Below are 15828 nucleotides of genomic sequence, written 5' to 3'. Positions count from 1 at the left end.
CCGTGTCCCGGACGGGGACACGATGAGCGCGGGCGTCTTCCCAGGACCGGGAGGGCGCCCGCGCCGTCCGAGAGCGCACCGTAGCTTGGTGCGAAGGCCCCCTGAGGCCTGCATACTTGTGTGCTGTGATCTCGCACCGGGCCCCCCTGACGACCCTTCATCCGTGTGGCACGGTCGAGGGGGTCCCGTCGTGGACCCGGTGATCATTGTTGGCGCGGGGCCCGTCGGGCTCTCCCTCGCTCTCGCTCTCGTCCGCCGTCAGGTGCAGGTCGTGGTCCTCGACGAGGGCACGGGGCAGGACGAGGTGCGTCCCGCCCGGACCGTGGTCCTGCGCCCGGACACCGCGGGATTCCTGGAGCGGATGGGCTGTGCCCCCGCCCCCGGCGAGGGCACCCTCTGGACCGGCTGGCGGACGATGCGCCGCCGAAAGCTGCTGCACCGCACGGAGTTCGCCGACGCGCACGAGTCCCGCTCCGACATCCGCCACGGCCCCGGCCCGGGTGTCGGGGACGGCGACCAGCCGGGGGCCGACGAGGCCGGTGAGTCGCCGCTGCACTGCCCGCAGCATGTGCTGACCCGGCGGCTGCGGGCGGCGCTGGCCAAGGAGAGCCTCGCCGAGGTCGTGACCGGCAGCCGGCTCGGCATCCTGGAGCAGGACGAGCACGGGGTCACCGCACACACCCGCAGCCCCGGTGACGCCACGGCGGAGCGGTCGGCGGGGATCTGGTGGCGGGGCAGCTACCTGGTCGGCTGCGACGGCCCCCGGTCCACCGTGCGCAAGCTGCTGGACGTCCGCTTCCCCGGGCGCACGGCCGTCGAGCGGCACGCCGTCGCGGCGCTGCGGGCCGAACTGCCCTGGCCGGACGAGGCCGTGCTGCACCGGTCCCCGCCGCGCGGCGGGGAGGTGCTGGCCAGGCCGTTGCCGGGCGAACGCTGGCGCATGGACTGGCTGGTGCCGCCGCGCGGCGAGCTGGTCACTCCGGAGGCGCTCGTCACCCGGGTCCGCGACACCCTTGCGGTGTGGTGCGGCCACACCCCGCCCTACGAACTCCTCGACACCGGCGTGCACACCGTGCACCACCGCCTCGCCCGCCGGTGGCGCGTGGGCCGGGCCTTCCTGGCCGGGGACGCCGCCCATCTGCTCGGCGCCTTCGGCACCCAGGAACTGGACGAGGGACTGCGGGACGCCGACAACCTCGCCTGGAAGCTCGCCCTGGCCTGGCACCACCAGGCCTCCGGAACGCTGCTCGACAGCTACCAGGCCGAACGCCGGACGGCGGTCGGCGCACGGCTGCGCGCTGCCGACCAGGCACTGCCGTTGCTGCGCTCGAACAGCTCGTGGCCGGCCGTACGCCGCTCCCTGCTGCCGGGCACGAGCGGCGGGGCCGACGCGCTGCTCACGGACGGCCATGTGGGCAGCGGGCCCCTGGGGGCGCTCCCGGTGTACACGCGCTCCCCCCTCACACCGTCCGCTGTGTCGTCGTCCGGTGGTGCGCCCCAGGTGGCCACGGCGCCCGGTGCCCCCGTGGACGATGTGCCGGTCACGGCACCGGACGGATCGACCGCACGGCTGCGGGACCGGCTGGGCGGCGATCTGCTCGTCGTCCTGGTGGCTCCCGGCACGGGGGTGTGGGAGCGCCGCCACTGGCTCGGCGCGGGGCTGATGCCGCAGCTGGCTGCGGCGGTGTCGGCACTGCCGGTACGTGCGGAGCTGCTGGTCACCGAGGGATACCCGGGCGCGGCGGCGCACACCGTGCTGGTCATCCGGCCCGACGGGCATCTGGTCGCGGCGATGTCCGGGGTACGGCCCGCCGACCTGTACTCCTGCGTCGACGCCGCCCGAGGCGGCAGCGCGGTGCCCCCGCAGGGCGCGGACAGCGGCGCACGGGCGGACGGTACGGCGCAGAGCGCCGGGAGCGCTTCCGCCCGTCGCTGACCGGCAGAACGAGCACTCGGGGTCACTCGGCCCGCGGCAGATCCTCACAGGTGGGCGGTAGGTGGGCTGGTTCGTGGTCATGGCCGGTCCCATTTCATGCGGCCAGTCCCATTTCATGCGGCCCTGGAGTTTCGACTGTCTGCCGTTGAGTCGGGGCGCCGGCATCACACCGTCCCCTGATCGCGGAGCGCACCTCCGCCGGCCGTCGCCGCCACCTGTCCGCGGGGGCGCCGCACGTACCCAGGAGTGCCCCGCCCCCGCGCGCCCCACGCCCCCACCCCCGCACCCCCGCACCCCCGCACCCCCGCACCCCGCGATTGACCGGAGAAACGGGCCCATGTTTCACTCCTTGATGTGACTGACACCCGGCTGTGCTTCTGGCGGAGGGTCCATGTGGACCTGCTCCGCTATGCAGGCTGCGCGTGTCGTCCGTCCGTTTGATCCGCATTCCTTCCTCCGCGCGGCCTGCCGCGCTCCTTCGCGATCATCCAGGACGGACCTGTGTCTCCCAGCGCCTCCGGTGACCTCACTGCCCGCGCAACCGCCTCTGTCGTCACCGCGCCCGCCACCCACGACGCTCCGGCAGCCACCCTCTCGACACACCGCCCCACCGCCCCCGCGGGCGCCCCGGACCCGTCCGGGACCACCGCGGATTCCACCGCCGGATCCCCGGCACCGGCCGGGCCCACGGCTTCCGAGCTGCTCGACTTCGTGCATCGCATCGCCGCCGACGCCGAACTCGTCGCCTCGCTCCCCCTCGATCCGGAAGGCCGCACCTGGATGCGGCTCGACGGGCCGGGTGGCAGCGAAGCCTGGCTGATCGGCTGGCCTCCGGGGACCGGCACCGGCTGGCACGACCACGGCGGCTCGCGGGGTGCGTTCGCCACCGCGGGCGGCCGGCTGACCGAGCAGTCCCTTGCCGTGCACCTGCCCACCGAAGGCTGGCGGACGCTCGAACTGGCCGACGGTGTCGACCGGGAGCGCCGTCTGCCCGCCGGACAGGGACGCGCTTTCGGCGCGCACCATGTCCACCAAGTGCTGAATCCGGAGCGGGAGGAGCACGCCGTGTCGGTGCACGCCTACTACCCGCCGCTGCCGCTGATGCGCCGCTACAGCCGTACGGGACCGCTGTTGCGCCTGGAGCAGGTCGAGCAGCCCGAGGAGTGGACATGAGCAGGACACCGCACCGCGGGATCGACGCGGCACTGGCCGCAGCCCGTGAGCAACTGGACCGGCTGGAGCCGGAGCAGGCCACGGAAGCCGCGGCTGCCGGGGCCGTTCTGGTCGACATCCGCTATGCCGCGCTGCGTGAGCGGGACGGCGTCATCCCGGGCGCGCTGATCGTCGAACGCAACGAGCTGGAGTGGCGGCTCGACCCACTCGGCAGTCACCGTGTGGCCGAGGCGACCAGTCACGATCTCCCCGTGGTCGTGATCTGCAACGAGGGCTACGCCTCCAGCCTCGCCGCTGTCTCACTGCGACAGTTGGGCCTGCATCGCGCCACCGACCTGACCGGCGGTTTCCAGGCCTGGCGGGCGGCCGGCCTGCCGGTGGAGCAGCCATCGATTCCTCCGCGGCCCACGCCACCCGCCGTCGGACACTGACCCGCAGCCGCCGCGCGCGGGTCGCGACCAAGCCCAGTGGCCGCAACGGATCGCACCGCAGCGCAGGGCGGTGACCGGCAGCACAAGGCGGGACCGGCAGGGCAGGGCGATGACCGACAGCGCAGGGCGGGCGAGCGGTAGCGCAGGACCTGCGAGCGGAAAGGGAAGCTGCCGAGCAGCGACGATCACGCAAAACGCCGGTCGGGCCGGCCGCCTCCCGCCCGTACGCGTCCCGGCCCCGCCGCCGTCCCGGCGCGGCCACCGTCCCGGGGCGGTCCCCCGCCGCCCCGCCCGGCGAATCCCCCCGCTCCCGGTCACGCACAGGGCACAGGGCACAGCACACCGCTGCGAGCTCCGACGCCGACCAGCCCCCCGGGAGGACCCCGGTCAGCCCTCCGGGAGTTGGTACTCCAGGAGCTCCGGGTCCTCGCCTTCCTCCTCCAGGGCCTGCCGGACGACGCGGAGCGCCAGGCCCTCGGAGTACCCCTTGCGGGCCAGCATCCCGGCAAGGCGACGGATCCGCTTCTCCCGGTCGAGGCCCCGGGTCGCCCGCAGCTTGCGCTGCACCAGGTCGCGGGCGGTCTCCTCCTCCTGCTCCGGATCGAGCTGCCCGACCGCCCCGTCGATCAGCGCCGGGTCGACGCCCTTGGTGCGGAGTTCGCGGGCGAGGGCGCGGCGGGCGAGGCCCCGTCCGTGATGGCGGGACTCGACCCAGGCGTCCGCGAACGCGGCGTCATTGATCAGCCCGACGTCCTCGAAGCGGGACAGCACCTCGTCCGCGACCTCGTCCGGGATGCCGCGCTTGGCCAGTGCGTCCGCGAGTTGCTTGCGGGTGCGCGGAGTCCCGGTGAGCAGCCGCAGGCAGATGGCCCGCGCCTGCTCACCGGGGTCGCGCGGCGCCCCCCGCTCGGCCCTCGACGAGCCGGGCGCACCGTCGTCGGGGCGGACCTCGCCGCCGTCGTCGGCGTCCCCCCAGTCGGTTCGTCGCGTCATGAACTAGCTCTTGGCCGCGGCGGCCTTGGTCGTCTTGGCGGCCTTGGCCGCGGCGGGTGCCGCCTTCGACGCGGCGACCGGCTCCGCTGCCGCCACCGCGGCGTCCGCACCCGGCGCGGTGTCCGGCGACTGCGGCCTCACACCGATGCCCAGCTTCTCCTTGATCTTCTTCTCGATCTCGTTGCCGAGGTCGGGGTTGTCCTTGAGGAACTTGCGGGCGTTCTCCTTGCCCTGCCCCAGCTGATCGCCCTCATAGGTGTACCAGGCACCGGACTTGCGGATGAAGCCGTGCTCGACGCCCATGTCGATCAGACCGCCCTCGCGGCTGATCCCCTCGCCGTAGAGGATGTCGAACTCCGCCTGCTTGAAGGGCGGTGCGACCTTGTTCTTGACGACCTTGCAGCGGGTGCGGTTGCCGACCGCGTCGGTGCCGTCCTTCAGGGTCTCGATCCGGCGGATGTCGATACGCACCGAGGCGTAGAACTTCAGCGCCCGGCCACCGGTCGTCGTCTCCGGGGAGCCGAACATCACGCCGATCTTCTCGCGGAGCTGGTTGATGAAGATCGCGGTGGTCCGGGACTGGTTCAGCGCGCTGGTGATCTTGCGGAGCGCCTGGCTCATCAGCCGGGCCTGGAGGCCGACGTGGGAGTCGCCCATCTCGCCCTCGATCTCCGCACGGGGCACCAGGGCCGCCACGGAGTCGATGACGATGAGGTCGAGGGCGCCGGACCGGACCAGCATGTCCACGATCTCCAGCGCCTGCTCCCCGGTGTCCGGCTGGGAGAGGATGAGGTTGTCCGTGTCGACACCGAGCGCCTTGGCGTACTCGGGGTCGAGGGCGTGCTCCGCGTCGACGAAGGCGACGGTGCCGCCCGCCTTCTGCGCGTTGGCCACCGCGTGCAGCGTGAGAGTCGTCTTACCGGACGACTCCGGCCCGTAGACCTCGACCACACGGCCCCGCGGCAGTCCGCCCACGCCGAGGGCGACGTCGAGAGCGGTCGACCCGGTGGGAATGACCTCGATGGGGTCGTTCGGCCGGTCACCGAGGCGCATGACGGCGCCCTTGCCGAATTGCCGTTCAATCTGTGCGAGCGCGGCGTCGAGCGCCTTCTCGCGGTCGGTTCCTGCCATGGGTTCCACCCGGTTTGCTTGAGTCGATCGCTTCACGTCCACGACGCTAACGCCTGCCACTGACAATGCGCCCGGGCGTCGTCCGGCCTGTGGACAACCAGAGCCGGCACCCCCATATGAATGGATGTTCGATTTCGGTGTCAAGCGCCCACGCCCGCGCGTCATGAAGGTCCGGTGCGGCGAGGCCGGCGGGGGTGGACGGGTGCCCGCGCGCCCGGAGCCGGCTCCCGTGCGCCCCCGCCCGGGAGGGCTCAGCGGTGCCGGCGCAGCCACCGCCAGAACCGGACCACGAGCGGCGTGCCCGGGCCCCGGCGCGGCCGCCGGCCGTCCACCCTGTGGTCGTCGGTGACGTCGTACCGCCGCACATAGGCACCCAGGAACGCCTGCAGGGTCGCCGTCGCCGGAATCGCGATCAGCGCACCCACCGCGCCCAGCAGCGCGGTGCCCGCGACCACCGAGCCGAAGGCGACGGCCGGGTGCATGTCCACGGTCCTGGCGGTGATGCGCGGCTGCAGCAGATAGTTCTCGAACTGCTGGTAGACCACCACGAATCCGAGGACCCACACGGCGTACCAGGGGTTGACGGTGAAGGCGAGGAGCACCGGCAGCGCCCCGGCCAGGTAGGTGCCGATGGTGGGGATGAACTGGGAGATCACGCCGACCCACAGCCCCAGCGCGGGGGCGTACGGCACCCCGAGCACCTCCAGCAGGGCGTAGTGGGCGAACCCGGAGATCAGCGCCATCAGCCCGCGGGAGTAGAGATATCCACCGGTCTTGACGACTGCGATCTCCCACGCCCGCAGCACCTCCGCCTGCCGTGCCGGGGGCAGCACCGAGCACACGGCCCGGCGCAGCCGCGGCCCGTCGGCGGCGAGGTAGAAGGAGAACAGCAGCACGGTGAGGGCCTGGAAGAGCCCGCCGAGGACGGTCGCGGAGACGTCCAGCACCCCGGAGGCGCTGTTCTGGACGTACCGCTTCAGCCAGTCGGACTTCAGCAGACTGGTCTGGATGTCCACCCGGGACAGGCTCGTGTGGAAGGTGTCGTTGATCCAGCGGATCACCGAGTCCACATAGCTCGGGAAGTTCTCCACCAGGTCGACGATCTGGCCGGCGAGCATCGAGCCGAGCAGCACGAAGAACCCGGCGAAGAAGGTCACCACCCCGAGGAAGACCAGCGCGGTGGCGAGGCCTCGGCGCATCCCGCGTCCGGCCATCCGGTCCACGGCGGGCTCGACGGCGAGCGCCACGAAGAAGGCGATCAGGATGTTGACCAGGAGCCCGATCAGCTGGTGGAAGGCCCAGCTCGCCAGCTGGAACGCGGCGAAGAGCGCCAGTGCCAGCACCATGGCCCGGGGCAGCCAGCGGGGCATGCGCTCGCCGCGCGCCGGCTGCGGTCGGGATCGGCCGTCGTCCTCAGCGGGTTCATCTGCTGCCACCCGGTCAGTCTGTCCTACCGCGCCACGCGGGGCTGCGTCACCCTGCACTTCCGCACCGGGCACCGCCCGGGCCCCGTGCCCCGGCCGGGAGCCGCCCGGCCCGCACCCGGGCCGCTGCGGGCCTCGACGACGATCTCGGTGGTGCCCGTGGGTCCGGCCCGCGCCGGACGTCGCGAAGGCGAGGCTCCGGTATTGGCCGGGCTCCGGCACGGATCCGCGGCTCCGGTGGCGACCCCGGACCTCGGTACCGACCGGCTTCCGCCCGGGCCGGGCCCCTCAGCGCCTCTCCGGAGGCACCTCCATGGCGGCGCACACCCCGCGCCAGACGTCCTTCGCGCTCCACCCCGCGGCCAGTGCCTCGTGCACGGTCCGGCCGCCCAGCTCGGACATCACATGATCGTGCGCGAACGAGTCCGCGTACGCCGCACCGAAGTGCTCCGCCATCCGCTGCCAGAAGACCGTCAACCGCATGACCCCAGTATCCCGCCCTGGGGGTGCAGCACCGCACTTGCCGCCGACCGGGTGCGCATTCCGCCCTACCGTCGGTGCATGGCCCGCACCGGAGCAACTCCTCTCGCCCGCGCCGAGCAGTTCGTCTGGCGCACCGCCCGCGTCCTCGAGCAGCGCAGATTCGCGTACCACTTCCCGTCCGGAAGCTTCGGGGAGGAGGACCGGTCCCGTGCCGCGGACGCCGTGGAGGCGGCGCTGGCCGCCTACGGCACGGCCGACGGGGGCTACGGCTATGCCCTCGAACCCGATCTGCGCGGGCCGGTCGGCCAGCCGCTGCACGCCGCACTCGCCCTGCGGATCCTCGACGGCGCCGGCCGCTGCCACGGCCGCCGGACGGAGCGGCTGTGCCAGTACCTGACGGAGATCTCCAACGACGACGGGGCACTCCCCGCGGTCCACCCGTCGCTGCGCGGCCATCCGGCGGCGCCCTGGATCCCGGTGGTGGACGACCCGCCGAGCGACCTGCTCACGACCGGGCCGGTGGTGGGGCTGCTGCACCGCAACGGAGTGTGGCACGCGTGGCTGTTCCGGGCCACGGACTTCTGCTGGTCGGCGGTGGAGGCCCTGGAGCGCACCCATCCGTACGAGGTCATGGCGGCGGTGGCGTTCCTCGACGGTGCCCCGGACCGCTCCCGCGCGGCCGCGGCGGCGGAACGGCTGGGGCGGCTGGTGCGGGAGCAGCGGCTCGCGGTCCTGGAGCCGGACCGGGCCGGCGCCTACCCGCTGCCGGAGGGCTACGGTCCGGAGGAGTACCACTACGCCCACGACTACGCGCGGGACCCGGGCTCCCTGGCCCGGCGCTGGTTCACCGACGCCGAGATGGAGCGCTCGCTGGACCACCTCGCGGACGCGCAGGAGGACGACGGGGGCTGGCCGATCCGGTGGCGCGCGTGGGCGCCGGGCACCGCGCTGGAGGGGCGGCCGATGGTGACCCTGGACGCGCTGCTGACGCTCCGCGCTTTCGGCCGCCCCCTCGCGTGAGCCCGGGCGCGCACCGCCGGGAGCGCGCCCGGCCCCGGCGTGGAGCGCGTCGTGGTGCACCGGCACGGTCTCTCCGGTGCGCCGGTCCCATCCGCCGGAGCCAGGAGCCGCTATCCGGCGATCGCCCGCCCCCCTGCCGTGACCAGCACCGCGACGGCGACGACCACCAGGAAGGGGGCGCGCAGCACCAGCGCGAGCGCCGCCGCCGCGAGCCCTGCCGCGCGGGCGTCCAGGACGAGCGTGCGGCCGTCGCCGCCGAACGTCTGGATCGCGATCAGCGCGGAGAGGAGCGCGACCGGCAGCAGGGCCGCGAGCTGTTTGATCCGGGGACGCTCCAGCACGCCAGCGGGGACCGACAGGCCCAGCAGTTTGACCAGGTAGCAGCCGACGGCGGTGAGGCCGATTGCGATCCAGACACTCATCGGGCCTCCTCGCTCTCCCGGCGGGACTCCGTCCCCGCCGCGCCGTCCTCGGCCGTCCCCTCCGCCGTGTCACCGTCCGCACCCGGCGCCCTGCGCCCCCGCACGGCCAGCACGACGGGTGCGGCGAGCGCCGCCATGAGCACCGGGACCCCCGCCGGGAGCAGCGGGTGGCAGACGAGCGCGATCACCACGGCCGCACCGGCCACCGCGCGCTCCGCGGTGCCGCGCAGCATGGGCGCCAGCAGCGCGAGGAAGACCGCGGGACCCGCCGCGTCCAGTCCCCAGGCGGCGGGGTCGCCGAGGGCCGCGGCGCCGAGCGCCCCGAGCAGCGTGGTCAGATTCCACAGCACGTACAGCGTGAGGCCGGTGACGGTGAACCCGAGGCGGGCGCTCCGGCGGTCCGGCTGGGCCAGCGCCACTACGGCGGTCTCGTCGATCACCCAGTGCGCGGCCGCCGGCCGCACCGCCCGGGGCAGCCGGAGCACCTGGGAGAGCCGCAGCCCGTAGAAGGCGTTGCGGACGCCGAGGAAGAACGCCCCGGCCGCGGCGGTGAGCGGGTTGCCGCCCGCTGCCAGCGCGCCCACCAGCGCGAACTGCGAGGCGCCGGTGAAGACGAGGAGGCTCAGCGCACAGGTCTGCAGGAGGGTCAGCCCGGCGCCCGCGGAGGTGACGCCGAACGCGAAGCCGGAGAGGCCCACGGCGACGCCGACGCCCAGCGCGTCCCGGACCACCGCCGCGTCGGGCCGGGTCTCCGGCTGTGGATCGGGGGTCGGTATTCGTTCTGCCACGCCGCCCACGCTAGAGAGCGGTGCCGGGCCCGGTCTTGTACGTTCTTGCGGCCCGCACGGCGCGTCCGCGCAGGTCCGCGCCGGGCGGAGCGCCGGGTGCCGCGGCTCCGCGCTCCCGCTGGTACGCCCCCGGCGGGACGCCGACGATCCGGCTGAAGTGCCGGTTCAGATGGGGCTGGTCGGTGAAGCCCACCACGGCTGCGGCCTCGGCGGGCGCCGTGCCGGCGTCCAGCAGCGTGCGCGCCCGGCGCACCCGGGCGTCCGTGAGCCAGGCGTGCGGTGGCATCCCGTACGCCCTGCGGAAGACCCGGAGCAGGGCGAACGGTCCGACGCCCACCTCCGCCGCCAGCCCCTCCAGCGTCGGCGGCCCGGCCATCCGCTCGAGGAGCAGCTCCCGGGCGTGTGCGGCGGCGGCCGCCGCCGGGCCGTCCCGCCCGGGCCCGGCGGCGGTCCCGCAGCGCTGCAGGAGCCGGGCGAGGGCCTGCCGCAGCAGGGTGTCCGCGGCCAGCGCGTTGTTCTGCTCGGCGGCGCGGTGGACCTCGGCGATGAGGTGTCCGGCCACGGGGTCGTCGAGCACCGTCTCGCTGAACGACGGGGTGCCCCGCAGCGGGGCGACGTCGGCCGCCACCCCCGCGACCACGTCGACGGACGGGTACAGCACCCGGTAGGTCCAGCCCCCGCTCTCCCCCGGGTACGCGGTGTGCGGAACGTCCGGGTTGATCAGGATCACCCCTCCGGCGCCGACGCGTTCGGCGCCCCGGGGCAGCCCCACGCCCTCCACCCCGCCGGTGACGGTGGCGACCACGAAGCCGTCGTGGGCGTGCCGGGCGAAGGTGTGACGGACGTAGCGGGCGCTGAGCAGGTCGACGCCGGGCAGCCCGGGATGCTGCCAGTAGCGTGCGTTCTCCTGGCTCCCCATGGGGCCATTGTGCCTGTTCGGAGGCGGTTCCGAAGGGCGGGGAACGGCAGCCGGGACACCGTGCCGCCGCGCCCGGGTCGCCGTCCCGGGCCGCTCCGGTGTGCGTCCGCGGCCCGTTGTCAGTACCCGGGTGCACGATGGGGAACATGCCGCACGACCCGGCCTCGGCCCTCGACACCTTCTCCCCCACGACCCGTGCCTGGTTCGCCGGGGCGTTCAGCGCGCCCACCCCCGCGCAGGCGGGCGCCTGGCAGGCCATCGACGAGGGTTCGGACGTGCTGGTGGTGGCCCCGACCGGCTCGGGCAAGACGCTCGCCGCGTTCCTCTCCGCCCTCGACGGGCTGGCGGCCGGCCCGCCGCCCGCCGACGCGAAGAAGCGCTGCCGGGTGCTCTACGTCTCGCCGCTCAAGGCCCTCGCGGTGGACGTCGAGCGGAACCTCCGCAGCCCCCTGACCGGCATCCGGCACGAGGCGCTGCGGCTCGGGCTGCCGGAGCCCGAGGTGCGGGTCGCGATCCGCTCGGGCGACACCCCGGCGGCCGAGCGCCGGGCGATCGCCACCCGCCCGCCGGACATCCTGATCACCACGCCCGAGTCGCTGTTCCTGATGCTGACGTCGTCGGCGCGGGAGGCGCTGGCGGGGGTGGAGACGGTCATCGTGGACGAGGTGCACGCCGTGGCGGGCACCAAGCGCGGTGCTCATCTGGCCCTCTCCCTGGAGCGGCTGGACGAGCTGCTGGAGCGGCCCGCCCGGCGGATCGGCCTGTCCGCCACCGTGCGGCCGGTCGACGAGGTGGCCCGCTTCCTGTCGCCGCAGCGCCGGGCGAAGATCGTGCAGCCGCCGTCCGGCAAGGAGTTCGACCTCTCCGTGGTCGTGCCGGTGGAGGATCTGGGGGAGCTGGGCGGCTCCCCGGCCGCCGGCGCGGAGGGCGGCGGGCAGGGCGAGAAGCCGTCCGTCTGGCCGCAGGTGGAGGAGCGGATCGCGGACCTGGTGGAGGCCCACCGGTCCACCATCGTCTTCGCGAACTCCCGGCGCCTCGCCGAGCGGCTGTGCAACCGGCTGAACGAGATCGCGTACGAGCGCGCCACGGGTGAGCCGCTGCCCGAGGCCCACTCCCCCGCCGAGCTGATGGGCGGCTCCGGCGCGGCGAACGGCGCACCACCGGTGCTCGCCCGGGCGCACCACGGATCGGTCTCCAAGGAGCAGCGCTCCCTGGTCGAGGAGGATCTGAAGGCGGGCCGGCTGCCGGCCGTGGTCGCCACGTCCAGCCTGGAGCTGGGCATCGACATGGGGGCCGTGGACCTGGTCGTGCAGGTCGAGTCCCCGCCCTCGGTCGCCTCCGGCCTCCAGCGGGTGGGCCGGGCCGGGCACCAGGTGGGGGCGGTGTCCACGGGGGTGGTCTTCCCCAAGTACCGCGGTGACCTGGTACAGGCGGCCGTGGTCACCGAGCGGATGCGCAGCGGCGCCATCGAGGCGCTGCGCGTCCCGGCCAATCCGCTGGACGTCCTGGCCCAGCAGATCGTCGCGATGACGTCCCTGGACAGCTGGGACGTGGACGAACTGCTGACGGTGGTCCGCCGGGCCGCGCCGTTCGCGTCGCTGCCCGAGTCCGCCTACACCGCGGTGCTCGACATGCTCGCGGGCCGCTATCCGTCGGACGCCTTCGCCGAGCTGCGCCCGCGCCTGGTGTGGGACCGGGTGGCGGGGACGGTCACCGGCCGTCCGGGGGCGCAGCGGCTGGCGGTGACCTCCGGCGGCACGATCCCGGACCGCGGCCTGTTCGGCGTCTTCCTGGCCGGCGCCGACCCCAAGAAGGGCGGCGGCCGGGTCGGCGAGCTCGACGAGGAGATGGTCTACGAGTCGCGCGTCGGCGACGTCTTCACCCTGGGCACCACCACCTGGCGGATCGAGGACATCACCCGCGACCGGGTGCTGGTCTCGCCCGCGCCGGGGGTGCCGGGGCGGCTGCCGTTCTGGAAGGGCGACCAGCTGGGCCGCCCGCTGGAACTGGGCCGTGCGCTGGGCGCGTTCCTCCGCGAGGTGGGCGCCCTCGCCGAGGAGGACGCACGGCTGCGGCTGCTCGCAGCGGGCCTGGACGCCTGGGCGGCCGACAACGTCCTGGCCTACCTCGCCGAGCAGCGCCAGGCGTGCGGGCACGTCCCGGACGACCGGACGATCGTGGTGGAGCGCTTCCGGGACGAGCTGGGCGACTGGCGGGTCGTCGTCCACTCCCCCTTCGGCGCGCAGGTCCACGCCCCGTGGGCGCTGGCTCTGGCCGCCCGGCTCTCCGAGCGCCACGGCATGGACGCCCAGGTGATGCACGCCGACGACGGCATCGTGCTGCGGCTGCCCGACGCCGACCTCATGGGCCTGGACCTGCTCGACATGGAGCCGGAGCCTTCGCGGTCCGGCCGGGAGTACGACGACGGGCAGTCCCCGGTCGGCGCCGCGGACGTCGCCTTCGACAAGGGCGAGGTGGAGCAGCTGGTGACCGACCAGGTCGGCAGCTCGGCCCTGTTCGCCTCCCGCTTCCGGGAGTGCGCGGCCCGGGCCCTGCTGCTACCGCGCCGCACTCCCGGCAAGCGCACCCCGCTGTGGCAGCAGCGCCGGCGCGCCGCGCAGCTGCTCCAGGTGGCGTCCGAGTTCGGCTCGTTCCCGATCGTCCTGGAGGCCGTCCGCGAGTGCCTCCAGGACGTCTTCGACGTTCCGGGCCTGACCGAGCTGATGGGGGACATCGAGGCGCGGCGCGTGCGGCTGGTCGAGGTCACCACCCCGGAGCCGTCCCCCTTCGCCCGGTCGCTGCTCTTCGGCTATGTCGCCCAGTACCTCTACGAGGGCGACTCCCCCTTGGCGGAGCGGCGGGCCGCCGCGCTCTCGCTGGACTCCCGGCTGCTCGCCGAGCTGCTGGGCCAGGCGGAGCTGCGCGAGCTGCTCGACGCCGAGGTGCTGGCCGAGCTGGAGCGGGAACTGCAATGGCGCACCGAGGACCGTCGGGTCAAGGACGTCGAGGGCGTCGCCGACGTGCTGCGGCTGCTCGGGCCGCTGACCGACGCCGAGCTCGCCGAGCGCGGCGCCGAACCGCCCTGGGCACAGGAGCTGGCGGACGCCCGCCGGGCGATCCGGGTGCGGATCGCGGGCGCCGACCACTGGGCCGCCGTCGAGGACGCCGGCCGGCTGCGGGACGCGCTGGGCACCGCCCTGCCGGTGGGTGTCCCGGAGGCCTTCACCGAACCGGTCAAGGATCCGCTGGGCGATCTCCTCGCCCGGTACGCCCGCACCCACGGTCCGTTCACCTCGGCGGCGGCAGCGGAGCGGTTCGGCCTCGGACCGGCCGTCACCGAGGGCGCCCTGCACCGGCTGGCCGCGGCGGGCCGGGTGGTCCAGGGCGAGTTCCACCCCGCCGGGATCGGCCAGGAGTGGTGCGACAGCGCGGTCCTGCGGCGGCTGCGGCGGCGGTCCCTGGCCGCGCTCCGGGAGGAGCTGGAGCCGGTGGCCCCGCCGGTGCTCGCCTCCTTCCTGCCGCAGTGGCAGCACGTCGGCACCCACAGCCTGCGCGGCATCGACGGCCTGGTGCGGGCGGTCGAGCAGTTGCAGGGCGCCCCCGTGCCTGCGTCCGCGCTGGAGAAGCTGGTGCTCCCCTCCCGGGTCGCGGGCTACGGCCCGACCCTGCTCGACGAGCTGACCGCCGCGGGCGAGGTCGTCTGGGCCGGCGCCGGGGCCCTGCCCGGCAAGGACGGCTGGGTGTCGCTCTACCTGGCCGACGCGGCGCCCCTGCTGCTGCCACCGCCGCATCCGCTGGAGACCGGTCCCGTCCACCGGGCGGTGCTCGACGCCCTGGCCGGTGGCTACGGGCTGTTCTTCCGCCAGATCGCCGACCACGTCCGGGCGGCCCATCCGGACTGCACCGATCCGCAGCTGGCGGACGCCGTGTGGGAGCTGGCCTGGGCGGGCCTGCTCACCAACGACACCCTCGCGCCGCTGCGCTCGCTGCTCGGTTCGGGCCGGACCGCGGGCGCCACCGCGCACCGTGCGAAGCGCGCCGTCCCGCGCGGCCGGTACGGCTCGCTCACCGGGCGTTCGCCCCGGCCCACCGCGTCCCGGGCCGGTCCGCCGACGGTGGCGGGCCGCTGGTCGCTGCTGCCCCCGCGGGAGAGCGAGGGCACCCACCGGGCCCACGCCCTGGCCCGTACGCTCCTGGACCGGCACGGCGTCGTGACCCGCGGCGCGGTCGCGGCCGAGGGCGTGGAGGGCGGATTCGCCGCCGCGTACCGCGTGCTGTCCGCCTTCGAGGAGACCGGCCAGGCGCGCCGCGGCTATGTGGTGGAGGGCCTCGGTGCCGCGCAGTTCGCCATGGACGGAGCGGTGGACCGGCTCCGCGCCGTCGGGACCGCCCGGGACCGCGAGGGGGCGGAGGCCCCCGGCACGTACCCCCGCCCGGCCGGCCACGGCGGTTCCGGCCGCCCCGGGGGCGGGGGCCGGGCGGTGGTCCTCGCCGCGGCCGACCCCGCGAACGCCTACGGAGCCGCCCTGCCCTGGCCCGAACCGCCCACCGGCGCCGGCCACAAACCGGGGCGCAAGGCGGGCGCCCTGGTGGTGCTGGTCGACGGCGATCCGATGCTCTACGTCGAGCGCGGCGGCAGGACCCTGCTCGCCTGGCCGGGGCCCGACGCGGAGAGCCCCCTCGGCGACGCCCGGCTGCAGACGGCCGCCGAGGCACTCGCGCAGGCGGCCCGGGACGGCGCGCTGGGCACCGTCACGGTGGAGCGGGCCAACGGAGCCCCGGCGCTCTCCTCCCCCGTCGGGCGCGCCCTGGAGTCCGCCGGCTTCCACCCCACCCCACGGGGCCTGCGCCTGCGGGGTGCCTGAGGCAGGCGCAGGCGGCCCGCCGGCGGACCCACCGACCAGCACGCCCAACGCCCCAACGCCCCAACGCCCCGGCACCCGGCACCCGGCACCCGGCACCCGGCACCCGAGAAGCGTCGGCCGAGAAGCGTCGGCCGAGAAGCGTCGGCCGATGACCGCCGACCGACCACCCGTCGCCGTGCATCCCGGCGCCCGGTGGCCCACCGAAGCTCCACCGGTCGCCCCCGAGCGCGGCATCATGGCTGC

Annotated in this window: 13 protein-coding genes; 6 read left to right on the top strand and 7 right to left on the bottom strand. The window is 74.9% G+C overall.

Features of this window, described 5'->3' with window-relative positions:
• The first annotated feature begins 190 nt into the window (after positions 1 to 190).
• The 4 genes from ABT112_RS03145 to ABT112_RS03130 all read left to right on the top strand — a co-directional run bounded on the left by ABT112_RS03145 (position 191) and on the right by ABT112_RS03130 (position 3540).
• Complete coding sequence (locus ABT112_RS03145; RefSeq protein WP_351504930.1) at positions 191 to 1936, top strand: FAD-dependent monooxygenase; 1746 nt, start codon at positions 191 to 193, stop codon at positions 1934 to 1936.
• Between the two features lie 354 nt (positions 1937 to 2290).
• Positions 2291 to 2377: a putative leader peptide gene (locus tag ABT112_RS03140; RefSeq protein WP_351505157.1), complete on the top strand. Its 87-nt coding sequence runs from the start codon at positions 2291 to 2293 to the stop codon at positions 2375 to 2377.
• Positions 2378 to 2437: 60 nt separating this feature from the next.
• Positions 2438 to 3109, top strand: a complete 672-nt coding sequence (locus ABT112_RS03135) for a cupin domain-containing protein (protein WP_351504928.1) — start codon at positions 2438 to 2440, stop codon at positions 3107 to 3109.
• Positions 3106 to 3540 (top strand): rhodanese-like domain-containing protein, encoded by a 435-nt coding sequence (locus ABT112_RS03130; RefSeq protein ID WP_351504925.1) that lies wholly within the window; start codon positions 3106 to 3108, stop codon positions 3538 to 3540. Before ABT112_RS03135 ends, ABT112_RS03130 begins: the two co-directional genes overlap by 4 nt.
• A 387-nt stretch (positions 3541 to 3927) precedes the next feature.
• Here the strand turns inward: ABT112_RS03130 and recX are convergent, their stop codons facing one another.
• The 4 genes from recX to ABT112_RS03110 form a co-directional block, all read right to left on the bottom strand.
• Positions 3928 to 4533, bottom strand: coding sequence for a recombination regulator RecX (gene recX, locus ABT112_RS03125; protein WP_351504923.1), 606 nt, complete (start codon positions 4531 to 4533; stop codon positions 3928 to 3930).
• Positions 4534 to 4536: 3 nt separating this feature from the next.
• On the bottom strand, positions 4537 to 5664 hold the full coding sequence (gene recA / locus ABT112_RS03120) for a recombinase RecA (RefSeq protein WP_351504921.1): 1128 nt from the start codon (positions 5662 to 5664) through the stop codon (positions 4537 to 4539).
• Between the two features lie 251 nt (positions 5665 to 5915).
• Positions 5916 to 7034 (bottom strand): AI-2E family transporter, encoded by a 1119-nt coding sequence (locus ABT112_RS03115; RefSeq protein ID WP_502975236.1) that lies wholly within the window; start codon positions 7032 to 7034, stop codon positions 5916 to 5918.
• A 342-nt stretch (positions 7035 to 7376) separates the two neighbouring features.
• Positions 7377 to 7571, bottom strand: a complete 195-nt coding sequence (locus ABT112_RS03110) for a DUF3046 domain-containing protein (protein ID WP_351504916.1) — start codon at positions 7569 to 7571, stop codon at positions 7377 to 7379.
• A gap of 78 nt (positions 7572 to 7649) precedes the next feature.
• Here ABT112_RS03110 and ABT112_RS03105 point away from each other — a divergent pair, with 78 nt between their 5' ends.
• Entirely contained in the window at positions 7650 to 8591 is a 942-nt protein-coding gene (locus ABT112_RS03105; protein WP_351504914.1) for a hypothetical protein, read from the top strand.
• A 110-nt stretch (positions 8592 to 8701) separates the two neighbouring features.
• On the opposite strand, the gene ABT112_RS03100 is transcribed toward ABT112_RS03105, so the two are convergent.
• The 3 genes from ABT112_RS03100 to ABT112_RS03090 are packed head-to-tail and all read right to left on the bottom strand — an operon-like array spanning position 8702 to position 10720.
• Entirely contained in the window at positions 8702 to 9013 is a 312-nt protein-coding gene (locus ABT112_RS03100) for an AzlD domain-containing protein (protein ID WP_351504912.1), read from the bottom strand.
• Positions 9010 to 9810, bottom strand: coding sequence for an AzlC family ABC transporter permease (locus ABT112_RS03095; RefSeq protein WP_502975234.1), 801 nt, complete (start codon positions 9808 to 9810; stop codon positions 9010 to 9012). The genes ABT112_RS03100 and ABT112_RS03095 overlap by 4 nt, the downstream gene beginning before the upstream one ends.
• A 1-nt stretch (position 9811) precedes the next feature.
• Positions 9812 to 10720, bottom strand: a complete 909-nt coding sequence (locus ABT112_RS03090) for an AraC family transcriptional regulator (protein ID WP_351504909.1) — start codon at positions 10718 to 10720, stop codon at positions 9812 to 9814.
• Positions 10721 to 10866: 146 nt separating this feature from the next.
• On the opposite strand from ABT112_RS03090, the gene ABT112_RS03085 reads away from it, so the two are divergent.
• Positions 10867 to 15585 carry an ATP-dependent helicase gene (locus tag ABT112_RS03085; protein ID WP_351504907.1) on the top strand — a complete coding sequence of 1573 codons (4719 nt, stop codon included), beginning with the start codon at positions 10867 to 10869 and terminating at the stop codon, positions 15583 to 15585.
• The last annotated feature ends 243 nt before the right edge of the window (positions 15586 to 15828 follow it).

The sequence above is a fragment of the Streptomyces sp. NPDC002055 genome, assembly GCF_040296705.1.
Taxonomy (GTDB): Bacteria; Actinomycetota; Actinomycetes; order Streptomycetales; family Streptomycetaceae; genus Streptomyces.
This window is presented reverse-complemented; position numbering and strand designations above follow the sequence as displayed.

Excerpts from the sequence above, each read along its gene's own strand:
- ABT112_RS03130 (WP_351504925.1), top strand. The coding sequence starts at position 3,106 with ATGAGCAGGACACCGCACCGCGGGATCGACGCGGCACTGGCCGCAGCC.
- recX (WP_351504923.1), bottom strand. The coding sequence starts at position 4,533 with ATGACGCGACGAACCGACTGGGGGGACGCCGACGACGGCGGCGAGGTC.
- recA (WP_351504921.1), bottom strand. The coding sequence starts at position 5,664 with ATGGCAGGAACCGACCGCGAGAAGGCGCTCGACGCCGCGCTCGCACAG.
- ABT112_RS03115 (WP_502975236.1), bottom strand. The coding sequence starts at position 7,034 with ATGCCCCGCTGGCTGCCCCGGGCCATGGTGCTGGCACTGGCGCTCTTC.
- ABT112_RS03110 (WP_351504916.1), bottom strand. The coding sequence starts at position 7,571 with ATGCGGTTGACGGTCTTCTGGCAGCGGATGGCGGAGCACTTCGGTGCG.
- ABT112_RS03105 (WP_351504914.1), top strand. The coding sequence starts at position 7,650 with ATGGCCCGCACCGGAGCAACTCCTCTCGCCCGCGCCGAGCAGTTCGTC.
- ABT112_RS03100 (WP_351504912.1), bottom strand. The coding sequence starts at position 9,013 with ATGAGTGTCTGGATCGCAATCGGCCTCACCGCCGTCGGCTGCTACCTG.
- ABT112_RS03090 (WP_351504909.1), bottom strand. The coding sequence starts at position 10,720 with ATGGGGAGCCAGGAGAACGCACGCTACTGGCAGCATCCCGGGCTGCCC.
- ABT112_RS03085 (WP_351504907.1), top strand. The coding sequence starts at position 10,867 with ATGCCGCACGACCCGGCCTCGGCCCTCGACACCTTCTCCCCCACGACC.